We start from the raw sequence: 14,035 nt of genomic DNA, 5'->3' as shown, positions 1-14,035 counted from the left end.
CCGGGTTCGCGTGCACCGGAGAGGAATCCCCGTCATGTCCACACCAGTCAGCCGGGTCGCTGTCATCATCGGTAGTGTCCGAAAAGGACGGTTCGGTCCGACCGCGGCGAAGTGGTTCGCCGAGCGCGCCGCGGCGCACGACGACGTCGAGCTCGACATCATCGACCTGGTCGACTTCGACCTGCCCACCGTGCTGACCGACACCCCGGCGCAGGACGTCAAGGCCAAGCTCGGCGAACTCGACACCCGGCTCACCGCCGCCGACGCGTTCGTGGTGATCACCCCCGAGTACAACCACAGCTACCCGGCCTCGCTCAAGGCGTTCATCGACTGGCACTTCACCCACTGGCGGGCCAAGCCGATCGGCCTGATCTCCTACGGCGGCCAGGCGGGCGGCCTGCGCGCGGTCGAACACCTGCGGCAGGTCTTCGCCGAACTGCACGCGGTCACCATCCGCGACTCGATCAGCTTCTACAACTACCCCGACCAGTTCAACGCCGACGGCACCCTGAAGGACCCCGCGGCCGCCGAGGCGGCGGCCAAGACCCTGCTGGACCAGCTCACGTGGTGGTCCCTGGCGCTGGGCGAGGCCAGGGCCAAGCGCCCGTACACCGCGTGAGCACCGAGGGGGCGCCTTGTCCGGGGCGTCCCCTCACCCGGTCTCGCCCCTGGGCAGCAGCACCCGAGGCCCGTTCCCGACGCCACCGAGGCGGTCGTCGGGGTTGGCTAAGGAGCAGTGGCTGATCGACAGGCAGCCGCAGCCGATGCAGTCGGCGAAGCTGTCGCGCAGGTGCGTGAGCAACCGGATCCGCTCGGTGAGCTCGTCCTGCCACACCTGCGACATCCGCATCCAGTCCCGCCGCCCGGGAACCCGCCCGTCCGGCAGCGTCTCCAGCGCCGCGCGGATGTCCACCAGCGGGATCCCCACCCGCTGCGCGATCCGGATCAGCGCCACCCGCCGCAACGTGTCCCGGTGGTACCGCCGCTGATTCCCCGCCGTCCGCCGACTGCTGATCAACCGCTGCCGCTCGTAGAACCGCAACGCCGACACCGAAGTCCCACTCCGCCGCGCCAACTGCCCCACGGTCAACTCGAGTTCCCCAACCCCCTCAGCCATGCCCATGATCATCCCACCGCCGCCCGCACCCCGCACTCGCCCCGACCCCCACCCTGCCAGGTCGCGGCCCCTCCACCCGCCGGGTACCGCGATCTCCCCGAGCCATCCCACCCACCGAACCTGCCCAGCTCAGCCCCGCCGACCCGGCCACCGCTCCCGGGAGTCGCTGGTGCCAGCTCGGCCATCCGAGCCAGCCCGCCCACCCAGCCCACCGAGTCAGCCCCGCCAGCTCAACCACCGCTCCCAGAAGCAGCGGTGCCACCCCAACACCCCGACTCCGACCACCGAACCCAGCCACTGGACACTCGGAAGCTCCGGCGCCACCCCAACCCACCGAGCCAGCCCGCCCAAACCCACCCCACCGAGCCAGCCCTGCCAGCCCGACCACTGGACACTCGGAGCTTTGGTGCCATCCCAGCCGCCCGACTCCGACGGCATTGCCGACCACTGGACACTCGGAGTCGCTGGTGCCATCCCAGCCGCCCTACCCCGACGCCAGAAGCAACCACTGGACACTCGGAAGCCGCTGGTGCCACCCCAACCCGCCGAGCCAGCCCACCCAAACCCAACCCACCCGAGCCAGCCCTGCCAGCCCGACCACTGGACACTCGGAAGTCGCTGGTGCCAGCCCAACCCACCGAGCCAGCCCGCCCACCCAGCCCACCGAGTCAGCCCCCGCCAGCTCAACCACCGCTCCCAGAAGCGGCGGTGCCACCCCAACACCCCGACTCCGACGGCATTGCCGGCCACTGGACACTCGGAGTCGCTGGTGCCATCTGCTCGATGGGGTGGACCTGTTTTGTGTGGGGGTGCGGCAGTCGTAGCGTCGCCTCGCTGCAGGGCCATGCTTTTCGGCCCCTGCTTTGCGGTCCTGCCACGGCTGTCGTAGGGGCCCCACGCAAAACAGGTCCACCACATCGAGCCTGCACTCAAATCGCGGATCCAGCGCGATGCCGCAGGCGAGCCGATGATCCGATGCAATGCCGAAGGCGAGCCGAAGATCATCTACCCCAGCAGCCCCCGATTTCCATCCTAGCGACGCACACCGACAGAAACGGGCGCAGCGAAAGCGCTTGTGCACAACCAACCCCGTTGTGGACAACCGCACCGCCCGCACTGTGAGACCGCCGCAGAGACCACCTCACCCCCCAGCACCCTCCCCCTACCCTCGACCCATGACCGCCCTCCCCCTCATCGACATCTCCCGCTTCCGAACGCCCGCCCGCGAAGACCTCCTCCGCGACCTCCGCCACGCAGCCCACGAAGTCGGCTTCTTCTACGTCACCGGCCACGGCGTCCCCGAAGAACTCACCACGGGGATCTTCGCCGTCGCGCGGAGGTTCTTCGAGCTTCCCGAGGCTGAGCGCTTAGCCATCGAGAACGTCAACTCGCCGCATTTCCGGGGGTACACGCGCACGGGCAACGAGTACACCGGTGGTCGCCGGGACTGGCGGGAGCAGATCGACATTGGGCCGGAGCGGGAAGCCCTCGAAGTCGGGCCGCAGGAGCCCGCTTGGTTGCGGCTCGTGGGGCCCAACCAGTGGCCCGCGGCGCTGCCGGAGTTGCGGGAGGTCGCGTTGGCCTGGCAGGCCGAGGCGCAGCGGGTGTGCGCGGAGGTGTTGCGGGCGCTGTCGGCGGCGTTGGGGCAGGAGGAGGGGTACTTCGACCGGTGGTTCGACGCTGAGGCGGCGACGCACGCGAAGATCGTGCGGTACCCGGGGCGGGCCGAGGACGGCAGTGACCAGGGGGTCGGGGCGCACAAGGACTACGGGTTCCTGGCCCTCCTGCAGCAGGACGGGGTCGGCGGTCTGCAGGTGCAGATCCCGGACGGCGACTGGGTGGACGCAACACCGGTGCCGGGGAGCTTTGTGCTCAACATCGGCGAGATGCTGGAGATCGCCACGCAGGGGTACCTGGTGGCGACCAAGCACCGGGTGATCTCGCCGCCGGTGGGAGTGGACCGGTACTCGGTGCCGTTCTTCCTGGGGCCGCGGTTGGACGCGGTCGTGGAGCCGCTCGTGCTGCCCGCCGAGTTGGCCGCGGGCGCGCGCGGGGTCAGCCAGGACGCGGACAACCCGTTGTTGTCGGCTTACGGGGAGAACGCGTTGCTGGGGTGGTTGCGGTCGCACCCGAAGGTCGCCGAGCGCTGGTACTGAAAGGGCGGGCCCCGGCGCCCGTGGGGGACGTCGGGGCCTGCGGTCGGGAAGGGTGCTCAGCCGATGCGGTAGGCGCGGATCACGGTCTGGTCGACCGTGTTGCCCGCCGAATCGGTGGCCTTGGCCCGCAGGGACGCGAAGCCGGTGGCCGGGTGGGTCACCGTGGCCTTCCACGCCGCGCCGTCGCGGACGAGGCGGGTGGGGGTCCAGGTGGCGCCGTCGTCGTAGGAGACGTCGACGGTGAGGGCGGTGACCGAGGGGGCGGCGTCCTGGCGGGCCACGGTGACCGGGAAGGTGACCTCGCGGCCGCCCGGGGTGGTGTTCGCGAGGGTCACCGGCGGGCGGAAGCCCACGGTCAGCAGCGGCAGCGCGGCCCGGAACTCGCGCGGGAGCTGGAAGGTCCAGTCCGCGCTCACCTTCGTCGAGTTCGGCCACCACGGCTGGTCGCGGGTGATGTCGGTGGTCAACCGGTAGTTGCCGGAGTCACCGGCGAGGAACACGCCGCGGCCGGGCTGGTTGTGGGTGCCGACGAGCTTGCCGTCGCGGTAGAGCGAGGTGCTGCCGCCGTCGGAGTTGGTCCACAGGTCCGGGCCCCTGGCGTGCCCGCCCGGGTCGGTGAAGAACGGCACCGTGACGTCGATCAGCTCCGCCTTGCGCCACGCCCACGGGTGGTCCTCGCCCAGGTCGTTGCTGATGGTGCCGGGGAAGGCGGGTGCCAGGACCGAGGCGCCCCACTCGATGCGGTAGGACTTGCCGCGCTCCAAGGCGATCTTCTCCTCGCCTTCGCCCGCGATGCCCCACCAGCTGCCGACGGTCAGCCGCCACTTGCCCGGTGTGTAGTACTCGGTGCGCTCGGCCTTGGGGACCGCGCGCAGGCCCCACTGGGTACCGATCTCACCGCCGAGGCCCTCCACCCAGGCGCCCGCGATCGGCGGCTCCGCCTCGGTGCCCTCGTAGTAGGCCATCCGCACCGCGGCGAGGCTCGCCGTGGTCTCGCGGTGGGCCAGGTTCGCGGGGACCTTGCCCGTGGCCGGGTAGGACAGCTCGTAGCGGTGCTTGCTGGACGTGCGGGTGACGAACCGTGCGGTCAGCCCACCGGCCTTGGCGGCGTCGGCGAACCTCTTACCGGGCTCGTCATAGAGGATGACGGATGGAAGGGGAGAGTCCTCGCCGTCGCTGAGGGCGTTCAGGCCAGCGGTCTCCACGGGCAGGGCACCGACGTACTTTCCGCCCGCGTCCTTCACCGCCTGGATGCGCCTATAGGCCTCGTCGAGGGTCAGCGTGCCCGGTAGCTCCAAGACCACGAACTTGCCCCTGGCGTCCACCTTCGCTAGGTCCTCCGCGGTACCCGAACCGCCGTGCACGACGGGCAGCCGCTCATCGAGGACAGGGGACGCCGATCCGCGCAGCCAATACGCGATCGTCTCGAACGACTGGCTTCCCTCGCCGAAGAGTTCCAGGTCCGGCTGCTCGAGCCGGTAGTTGTCGGCATGGCCGAAGCCAGGGCTGGTCACCCCACGCGCGGAGAACGCGTAGACCTCGTTGAACCGCGGGTCGAAGCCCCACAGCTCCGAGAACGGGTAGGGGATGTCCTTCACCGTGAACTGGAACCGGGATGTCCAGACACCACCGCGCGCCTCGGGCTGGTCAGTGCTCGCCGACGCCCGCTTGCCCTCGCGCGCGTCGAAGCTCACCGCCTTGTTCGCCTTGCCGACCTTGAGGCTCGGGTTGGCGAACAACGTGTACGAAGGCACCTGGCCCGCCCGCGGCGTCTCGATGGAGCCGCTGAGCGCGTAGGTGCCGGGCTGGACCCGCAGCTTGTCGCCGGGATTGGCGAAGAGCCACTCACCGGTGTTGACGTTGATGACCGACACGTGGCCCGCGGTGGTGGCGGCGCCGTTGCGGTCCTTGAACGACACGTCGAGGTCGTAGTGCTCCGGCTCGTCGTACACGGCGACCGGGGTCCGGACCTGCGCCGACCCCGCGGTCGCCAGCAGCACGCCGTTGTAGAGGCCCGGGGTGCCCGAACGCGGGGTCAGCGTCAGCGTGACGTCGACCGACCCCTTGGCGGGGACGGTGACCGTCTTGGCCGACAGCTTGGCCAGCTTCGCCGGTGCCACGACGCCCTGCTTGTCGCGCAACGTGAGGTCGAGCGACAGCGTCACCGCGGTGGCGGAGTCGTTCGAGTAGGTCACCTTCCGCTGCTCGACCTGGGTCGAAGGCCACCGCAGGTACCCGTTGACCGTCGCCTGCTCGGACCGCACGGCCTGCGTGGTCGCCCGCTTGAGGTCGACGAGGCCGCCGCCGACGGTGTTCACGCCGTTGGTGCCGACCGGGGCCGCCGTGCCGACAAGAGCGGCCTTCAGCTTCGCGGCGTTCCAGTCCGGGTGCTGCTGCGCGACGATCGCCGCCGCGCCCGCCGTGTGCGGGGTGGCCATGGAGGTGCCGGACAGCCGGGCGTAGTTCTCCTCGACCGTCTCGCCGAGGTTGGTGTCCTTCGCCCGCGCGGCGACGATGTCCGAACCCGGCGCGGCGATCTCCGGCTTGACCGCGCCGTCGATCACCCGCGGCCCCTGGCTGGAGAACTCCGACAGCTCGCCGCTCTTGGTGACGCTGCCGACCGCGAGCGCCGAGTCCGCGGCCGCGGGGCTGCTCACGGTCTCCTCGGAGCCGGAGTTGCCCGCCGCGATGACGAAGAGCGTGCCGTTGCGGGCGGTCAGCGCGTTCACCACCTGGGAGGCGGGGTCCGTTCCGTCGGTGGGGTAGCTGCCGAGGCTGAGGTTCACCACCTTCGCCTTGGCGTCCGTGGACGCCCACTCCATGCCCGCCATGACGTCGTCGAGCGAACCCGAGCCGCCGTCGTCGAGGACCTTGCCCACCGCGAGGGACGCGTCCGGCGCGACACCCTTGTACTTGCCGCCGGACGCGGCACCGGAGCCCGCCACGATCGACGCCACGTGCGTCCCGTGGCCGTGGCCGTCCTGGACGTTGCCCTTGCCGCTGAAGTCCTTGCTCTGCGACACCCGGCCCGCCAGATCGGGGTGCCCGGTGTCGTACCCGGTGTCGAGCACCGCGACCGTCACACCCTTGCCGGTGTGCCCGGCCTGCCACGCCGTCGGCGCGCCGATCTGCGGGACGCTCTGGTCGAGGTTGGCGGTGAACCGCGCGTTCAACCAGATCTTCTTGGGCCCACCGGCCAGCGCGGCGGAACCGTTGCCGCTGACGGAGGACCAGAACAGGCCCGCGTTGGCCTTGTCCTCGGCCACAGCGGTGTAGCCGAGTCCGGGGAGCGTCCGCTCCACCACGGCACCGCGCGGCGCGGCGGCGATGGCCGCCTGCCCGTACTCGACGAGCAGCGGCACAGTCTTGCTGTTCTTGTCGTCGAAGCGCTGGCGGATCAACCCGGTGACGTTGAACAGTTCCTGGTCCACCACCCCGGCTTGCACCAACCTGGCCGCCTTCGTGGGCACCAGGTAGACATCCGTGGTCTTCCCGCGCTTCTTGGCGAAAGTGTGGTACTGCGAGACGGGCCCGGTGCGGGCCAGCCCGACACTCCACCGCCCCTGCTTGTCCTTGACGGCTTCCACGCGGTCACCGGTGACCAGTGTGACCTGGTACCGGCTCCCCCCAGCACCCCCCGCGGTCGACGACGGCTGAGCCGAAGCCGCGCCCCCCAACGGCAAAACCCCCACCGCGGCCAGCAGAACAGCCAGGCCGGCGAGGAGTCCTCGCCTCTTGTCGCGCATGCGCACTCCTACCTGAGGACAACCCTGTCGCACCATCAAACGCCGATCTGGCGGTCGGGGGTTGCACCATTCACAGAATCTGCCGCTCATCGCCCGGAGAGCCCAGTCCTTGTGTCGGGTAAGGAAATCCGCCGCGCCGCGACCTCCGTCAGCACCTAGTGCGATAATGGCCGGTACCACCTCTGAGCAGTCCCAGGAGTCCGATGTCCGAGTACCTCGACCACCTCTTCGGTCTCACCGGCCGCCGCGCTGTCGTCACCGGGGGTAACTCCGGGATCGGGCGGGGGATGGCGGTAGCGCTGAGCAAAGCGGGCGCCGAGGTCGTCGTGGTGGGGCGGCGGGTGGACACCCTGGAGCGGACGGCGGCCGAGTTGAGCGCGAACGCCCCGGCCGACTGGATCAGCGCCGACCTGGCCGACCGGGCCGAGGTGCACCGGGTCGCCGACGAGGTGATCGCGCGCCACGGGGCGCCCGACATCCTGGTCAACGCGGCGGCGGTCAACCTGCGGCCGCCGATGGGCGAGCTGACCGAGGCCGAGTGGGACCACACCCTGCGGGCCAACCTCGATGCCCCGTTCCTGCTCGGCCAGCGGTTCGGACCGCTGATGGCCGCCGCGGGCTGGGGCCGGATCATCAACGTCACCTCGCAGCAGGCGGTCCGCGCCTTCGGCAACAGCGGCGGCTACGGAGCGGCCAAGTCCGGCCTGGCGGGCCTGACCCGCTCCCAAGCCGAGGCCTGGTCCCCCCACGGCGTCCGCGTCAACGCCATCGCCCCCGGCTTCGTCCGAACCCCCCTGACCGAACCCCTCTACACCGACCCGGCCCGCGTGGCCGCCCTCGCCGCCCGCACCATGGTCGGCCGCAACGGCGAGGCCCCGGACTTCGCGGGCGCCACGCTGCTGCTCGCCTCGGCGGCCTCGGTGTACATGACCGGGCAGATGATCTTCGTGGACGGCGGCTTCTCCGCCACCTGAGTGGGATTGGATCATTCAGCTCCGGATGTAGACCCAAAACCTCGCGCGGGCAACGAATTCGGGCACCACCTGAATCCGTTGCCCGCGCTTGTTATTCCCAGTTGCGCGGGTCCGGGTCGCTGACCGGAGGGCGCTCGCCTCGCGTGCCGGACCGGGGTCGCCAGTTGGTCACCGGGATGGTGGTCGCTGGGTTGGTCGATAGCGCGGCGCCATCACCGCGGCGTGATTGGTCGGTCGTGGTTCGCCGGTTCGAGACTGGGGTGAGGCGGATCCGCCGCGCACGACCCGAGAGGAGTGCCTGTGTCGCAGAGAACACGCCGCGTGGTGGCGCTGTCGGCCATCGCCGTGTTGTTGGTCGGCGGGCAGACCGCCGCCTCAGGGGAGGTGGCCGGGGGGCACCGGCCCGGTGACTGGCCGAGTTGGACGGGGGACAAGGGCGGGTCTCGGTTCGCCGCCGACGAGCGGCGGATCACGCCGCGCACGGTGGGCAAGTTGAGCCTGAAGTGGGCTTTCGCCTACCCCAAGAACGGGTTCCCGGCCAAGAGCCAGCCCGCGGTGGTCGGTGACGGCATCTACTTCGGCAGTCCCGACGGCAAGTTCCACGCCCTCGACGCGCGCACCGGTGCCGCACGCTGGTCCTTCGACCTGAGCACCGTGGCTCCCCGCGCGGTCGTCATCGACGGTCCTGCCGTCGCGAAGGGCAAGGTGTACTTCGGCGACACCAACGGTTACGTCTACGCGTTGGACCAGCGCACGGGCAAACTGGTGTGGGCCAAGGACACCGAGCCGCACGTGGCGGGACAGCACACGAGTTCGCCCATCTACCACGACGGCCGCATCTACATCGGCGCCTCCAGCGGCGAGAACGTCAGCCCGGACCGCACCTACCCGTGCTGCACCTTCCGCGGTCACATCGACGCGCTCGACGCCAACACCGGTGACCTCGCCTGGCGCTACTTCACCGTCCCCGAACCGAAGGCCGTCGGCACCTGGCCCAGCGGCGCGACCAGGTACGAACCGTCCGGCGCGGGTGTGTGGAGCAGTCCGATCATCGACGAGAACACCGGCACCCTCTACGTCGGCACCGGTAACCTCTACACGGGCACCACCGGCGACTTCGACACGCTCCTCGCGCTCAACGCCCGTTCTGGCGCGGTGAAGTGGAAGCAGCAGGTCACCAAAGCCGACACCTGGCGGCTGTTGTGCGGGTTCCCCGACAGCGAAGGCTATTGCCCCGGCCAGAAGGACGGCACCGCGCTCGACTACGACATCGGCGCGACCCCGAACCTCTTCACGGTCCGCGGCCGCACCTACGTCGGCGTCGGCCAGAAGAGCGGGGTCTTCCACGCCTTCGACGCGCGCACCGGCAACCCGACCTGGCGGCGCCAGTTGTCCGTGCCGATGCCCGGCGGTGGGCTCTCCGGGATCCAGTGGGGCACCAGCTTCGACGGCCGCAACATCTACGCCGCGACCAACTGGGGCAACCCCGGCACGTTGTTCGCGCTCAACCCCGCCAACGGTGACGTCGTCTGGCAGACCGAGAGCCCGGCGGACGGGTGCACGACCGGTGGCGCCGCCCAGCACCCCACGGTCTGCAAGCGCGCCCACACCCCGGCGGTCACCTCGAGCCCCGGGCTCGTCTACGAGGGCAGCGTCGACGGCAAGATGCGGGTCTACGACGCGAAGGACGGCAAGGTCCTCTGGGCGTTCGACACGATCCGCGACTTCCAGGGCGTGAACGGCCTCACCGGCAGCGGCAGCGCCATCTCCGGCAACGGGGGTGCTGTCGTCGCCAACGGGATGCTCTACATCCAGTCCGGCTACTGGCCGAACTACCCGTCCGACCACGGCAACGTCCTGCTCGCATTCGGCCTCTGACCAGTCGCTGCGCCCGCCGGGGTCGTGCGGCCCCGGCGGGCGGAGCGCGCCATGGAGCGACATGACCCCCGCGACCTCCCGCCGGTTCGGCGGCGCGGCGATGGCGTTCGCCCTCGTCGTGCTGCCGACCTCGGCGGCCCGTGCCAGCGAAACCGAGCCAACACCCGTCCCGGAGACGGTCGACGTGACCGTCAGCGAGGGGACCAACCTCGCCGTGGCGACCTCGCCGCGCGACGGTTCGATCCTGTTCGACCTGCAGGGCCAGTTGTTCACCCTCCCGCGCGAAGGCGGTACCGCCAAAGCGATCGGCGGCACCACGCTCGACCCGTACTGGCCGTCGTTCTCCCCGGACGGCAAGCAGATCGCCGTCCAGTCCTTCGCCGACGGCATGTTCCACATCCGCCTCCTCAGCCACGACGGCCGCTCGTCTCGCGTCCTGACCCGCGGCGACAACGACGACACCTGCCCCGCGTGGTCCCCGGACGGCACCCGCGTCACCTTCACCTCCGACCGCGCGGGCGGCGAGGACATCTGGACCGTGGACACCCGCGGCGGCGAACCCCGGCGCGTCACGACCGCGCCCACCGCCGAAACCCAGCCGACCTGGGCCCCGGACGGCCGCAGCATCGCCTACGTGCAGGGCAACACCATCGAGAGCGTCGACCTCGCGACCGGCGCCGTCACGACGCTCGTCCCCGCGGGGCAGGGCCAGGTCGCCGCGCCTTCCTGGTCCCCGGACGGCAAGTCGCTGTCCTTCCTGCGCACCGGCCAGGGCGGCCGGACGCTGCAGGTGTGGCAGGCGGGTGTCGTGCGGCAGGTCGGCGCCCACACCGACGTGTTCCCGTTCCCCGCCCGGTGGTCTTCCCCGGCCGAGTTGGTCTACGGCGCGAACGGCGCCATCGTCGCCACCCAAGCTGCGACCGGTGACAGCAAGACCATCCCGTTCCGCGCGACCTTCCACCTCCGCCGCGACCACTACAAGCCGAAGGCCCGGGATTTCGACGACACCAGACCGCGTTCCGTCCAGGGCATCGTCGGCCCGGCCCTGTCACCGGACGGCCGAACGGTGGCGTTCAAGGCGCTCAACGACCTGTGGCTGGCGCCGCTGGGCGGCATCCCGAAGAAGCTCACCGACGACGACGCCTACGAGATCGACCCGGCCTGGTCCCGCGATGGCACCCAACTCGCCTACGCCTCAGACAAAGCGGGCACCGAGGACCTCTACGTCCGCGACGTGGCAACCGGTCGGGAGCGGCGGGTCACCTCCATCGACGGGGCCGAGTTCGCCCCGGCCTGGTCACCCGACGGCACGACACTCGCGTTCCAGGACCACGCCAACCAGACCCTGACCGTTGACGTGGCCACCGGGGCGGTGACCAGGGTGCTGCCCGGGTCGTTCAGCGTGCCGGGTAAACCGAGTTGGTCCGCGGACGGCAAGGTCCTCGCGTTGGCGGTGACCGCGGCCGAGCGCAACCAGATCCAACTGGTCACCCCAGCGACCGGCGCGAGCAAGATCGTCGACCCCGGCCAGGGCGGCTCGGTCTCCACGCGCGGCGACGACGGGCCCGTGTTCTCGCCGGACGGGCGGTGGCTGGCCTACTCCATGGACAGCGTGTTGTGGGTCCTGCCGGTCGCCCCGGACGGCACCCCCACCGGCCACCCCAGGCGCGTCACCACCGAGGCCAGCGACGCACCCAGCTGGTCGGGTGACTCCAAGACCCTGCTGCACCTGCACAACGGGACACTTCGGACGGCCACAGTGGACGGTGTGGTCAAGGACGTCCCGCTGCGGCTGACCTACACCCAGCAGCGTCCAGACACCCGGGTCGTCATCCACGCGGGCAGGCTGTGGGACGGCCGCGACGCGCGGCCGAAGACCGACGTCGACATCGTGGTGGTCGGCAACCGCATCCGGCGAATCGAGCCGCACCGCCCCGACCGCCCGCGCGAGGGCACCCGGTTCATCGACGCGAGCAAGCTGACCGTGACCCCCGGGCTCGTGGACGTGCACAACCACCAGCAGATGCGCTCCAAGACCTTCGGCGACCGCCAAGGGCGGCTGCTGCTGTCCTACGGGATCACCTCGACGCGCTCGACCGGCGACGCCGTGTACCGGGCCGTGGAGGACCGCGAATCGCTGGCGGCGGGCGCCCGGATCGGACCCCGGTACTTCATGACGGGGGAGATGCTGGAGGGCACCAGGGTCAACTGGGAGTTCTCCCGGCCGGTGCGCGACGAGCGGCAACTGGCCCTGGAACTGAGCCGGGTCAAGGAGTTGGACTACGACCTGGTCAAGACCTACGAGCGCTTCCGCGTCGACTGGCAGGCGAAGACCACCGCGTACGCCCACCGGCTGGGCATCGGGACGACCTCGCACTACCTGTACCCGGCCATCGCCACCGGGGTCGACTCGAAGGAGCACCTGTTCGGCCCGTCGAAGTGGGGCTTCGGCTTCGCCCGCGAATCCTCCTTCGGCGGGCCGTACGAGGACGTCCTGCGGCTGGCGGGTCAGGGCGGGATGCCGTTCAGCTCCACGCTGTTCAGCTCGGGCACCCTGCTCGCCGACGACCCGGCGATGGTCACCGATCCCCGCGTGCGGGCGCTGTTCACCACCCAGGACAAGCAGGCGCTGAACGCGAAGCTGTTGTGCGCGCAGGGGTTGGGCCCGTGCGGGTTCCTCGACGGCACTCCCGCCCAAGCCCGCCGCGACGTCGAGCTGATCAAGCGGTTGCTGGCCGCGGGCGCCGTTGTCGTGGCCGGGACCGACGCCCCGCTCGACACCACCGCGCTCAGCCTGCACCTGAACCTGCGGTCGATGGCGAAGTACGGCGTGGAGCCGTTGCAGGTGCTCCAGTCCGCGACGCTGCACCCCGCCAGGCAGCTCGGCGTGGAGAAGGACCTCGGGACCGTCGAACCGGGCAAGCTCGCCGACCTGCTCATCGTCGGCGGCGACCCGACCACCGACATCGCCGCGCTCGCCGACGTGCGGTGGGTGCTCAAGAACGGTGTGCCGCACACGGTGGCCGAGCTGATCACCCGGTGATCACGGCTGGGGCGGGGGCCTGCGCTCCCGCCCCAGCGCGCCGCGGTCGAGGGTGATGCCGCCGCTGAGGTCCCACGGCCGGTCGCCCTGGGCGTCCTCCTCGCGCATCATCGACATGCTGTCGCGGTGGTCGAGCTCCATCCGCTTGGTGCCGTAGAAGATCGCGGTGAACTCGTTGACGTACGTCGCGGTCACCGGCGCCCCGTCACCGCCCCGGTTCTTGCGGCGGCGCAGCTCGTAGACCCCGAACGCGACCATGCCGACCGTCGCCGCCGGGATGCTGAGCGACAGGACCAGCTCGACGGTGTTCACGCCACCTCCAACGCCCGGCCGGGCGCCGCGGTTCCGCTTGCCGGTATCGGACAGAACCGTGACAGTGCCGTTCGCGACCTTCCAGCACCCTCGCGCGCGTTGCTACGCTGGCGGCCACTCCAAGCCTAACTCCGGGGCGTTCACCATGACGCTGTACTCCGAGTTGTCCGACGCCATCGAGCGCGACGCGGGCGAGCAGGTGCTCAGCTGGGCGCGCGCCGCGCTCAACCGAGTGGTCACCGAGCCCGCCGGTGTCACCGCCGTGCTGCACCCGCTGGGTTTCCTCTGCCTGCCGGTGCACCGCGACGGCGACGAGGGCGTGTGCGTGCACCTGTGGGAGCCCGGCCGCGGTGTCGCGCCGCCCACGACATCGCCGACGCACTGCCACAGCTGGGACCTGGTGAGCTGGGTGCTGGTCGGCAAGCTCCGCAACCAGACCATCCGGGTCGCCGCCGCGGCCACGCCCACCCACCGCGTGTTCGAGGTCCTCAGCGACACCGACGGCGACACCATCGAGGCCACCGACCGCCTGGTCCGCGCGCACGTCACCGCGACCAGCACGCACCGGGCGGGGGAGAGCTACCGGCTCCCGGCGGGCGTCTTCCACGAAACCGTCATCCCCGGCGGCCAGGACCTCGTCGCCACCGTCGCCCTGGGCACGTCCATCCCGAACACGGCCGACCTGTCCCTGGGCGGTCTGCGCACCACCAGCCACCGGGTCCGCCGCCGCCCCGGAACCCGGCAGGAGACGGTGGACGCGGCCGTGGTCGTGCTCGCCGCCATAGCCGACGGCCGGGTCCCCGGCTGAT

Annotated in this window: 9 protein-coding genes; 6 read left to right on the top strand and 3 right to left on the bottom strand. The window is 70.8% G+C overall.

The genetic code is table 11. From position 1 onward, the window contains the following. Positions 1-34: 34 nt before the first annotated feature. Positions 35-619, top strand: a complete 585-nt coding sequence (locus tag JOD54_RS28855) for an NADPH-dependent FMN reductase (protein ID WP_204455102.1) — start codon at positions 35-37, stop codon at positions 617-619. Between the two features lie 33 nt (positions 620-652). Here the strand turns inward: JOD54_RS28855 and soxR are convergent, their stop codons facing one another. Further along, positions 653-1,117 carry a redox-sensitive transcriptional activator SoxR gene (gene soxR / locus JOD54_RS28850; RefSeq protein WP_204455101.1) on the bottom strand — a complete coding sequence of 155 codons (465 nt, stop codon included), beginning with the start codon at positions 1,115-1,117 and terminating at the stop codon, positions 653-655. 1,175 nt (positions 1,118-2,292) lie between these two features. On the opposite strand from soxR, the gene JOD54_RS28845 reads away from it, so the two are divergent. Continuing rightward, positions 2,293-3,273, top strand: coding sequence for an isopenicillin N synthase family dioxygenase (locus JOD54_RS28845; RefSeq protein WP_204455100.1), 981 nt, complete (start codon positions 2,293-2,295; stop codon positions 3,271-3,273). 56 nt (positions 3,274-3,329) lie between these two features. Here JOD54_RS28845 and JOD54_RS28840 read toward each other — a convergent pair whose 3' ends face one another. Beyond that, complete coding sequence (locus JOD54_RS28840; protein WP_204455099.1) at positions 3,330-7,019, bottom strand: S8 family serine peptidase; 3,690 nt, start codon at positions 7,017-7,019, stop codon at positions 3,330-3,332. Between the two features lie 203 nt (positions 7,020-7,222). Between JOD54_RS28840 and JOD54_RS28835 the strand changes: the two genes are divergently transcribed. The 3 genes from JOD54_RS28835 (at position 7,223) to JOD54_RS28825 (ending at position 12,914) form a co-directional block, all read left to right on the top strand. Further along, the gene (locus JOD54_RS28835; protein ID WP_204455098.1) at positions 7,223-7,993 is read left to right on the top strand and encodes an SDR family NAD(P)-dependent oxidoreductase; all 771 of its coding nucleotides are present in this window, start codon (positions 7,223-7,225) and stop codon (positions 7,991-7,993) included. A gap of 300 nt (positions 7,994-8,293) precedes the next feature. Next, positions 8,294-9,871 carry an outer membrane protein assembly factor BamB family protein gene (locus JOD54_RS28830; protein WP_307860369.1) on the top strand — a complete coding sequence of 526 codons (1,578 nt, stop codon included), beginning with the start codon at positions 8,294-8,296 and terminating at the stop codon, positions 9,869-9,871. A gap of 61 nt (positions 9,872-9,932) precedes the next feature. After that, positions 9,933-12,914 (top strand): amidohydrolase family protein, encoded by a 2,982-nt coding sequence (locus JOD54_RS28825; protein WP_204455096.1) that lies wholly within the window; start codon positions 9,933-9,935, stop codon positions 12,912-12,914. Here JOD54_RS28825 and JOD54_RS28820 read toward each other — a convergent pair whose 3' ends face one another. Continuing rightward, the gene (locus tag JOD54_RS28820) at positions 12,915-13,226 is read right to left on the bottom strand and encodes a DUF6191 domain-containing protein (RefSeq protein ID WP_307860368.1); all 312 of its coding nucleotides are present in this window, start codon (positions 13,224-13,226) and stop codon (positions 12,915-12,917) included. 145 nt (positions 13,227-13,371) lie between these two features. Here JOD54_RS28820 and JOD54_RS28815 point away from each other — a divergent pair, with 145 nt between their 5' ends. Beyond that, positions 13,372-14,034: a hypothetical protein gene (locus JOD54_RS28815; protein ID WP_204455095.1), complete on the top strand. Its 663-nt coding sequence runs from the start codon at positions 13,372-13,374 to the stop codon at positions 14,032-14,034. The last annotated feature ends 1 nt before the right edge of the window (position 14,035 follow it).

The organism is Actinokineospora baliensis, from assembly GCF_016907695.1.
GTDB classification, from domain to species: Bacteria; Actinomycetota; Actinomycetes; order Mycobacteriales; family Pseudonocardiaceae; genus Actinokineospora; species Actinokineospora baliensis.
The sequence above is the reverse complement of the archived record's forward strand: the minus strand, read 5'-3'. Positions and strand labels throughout refer to the sequence as shown.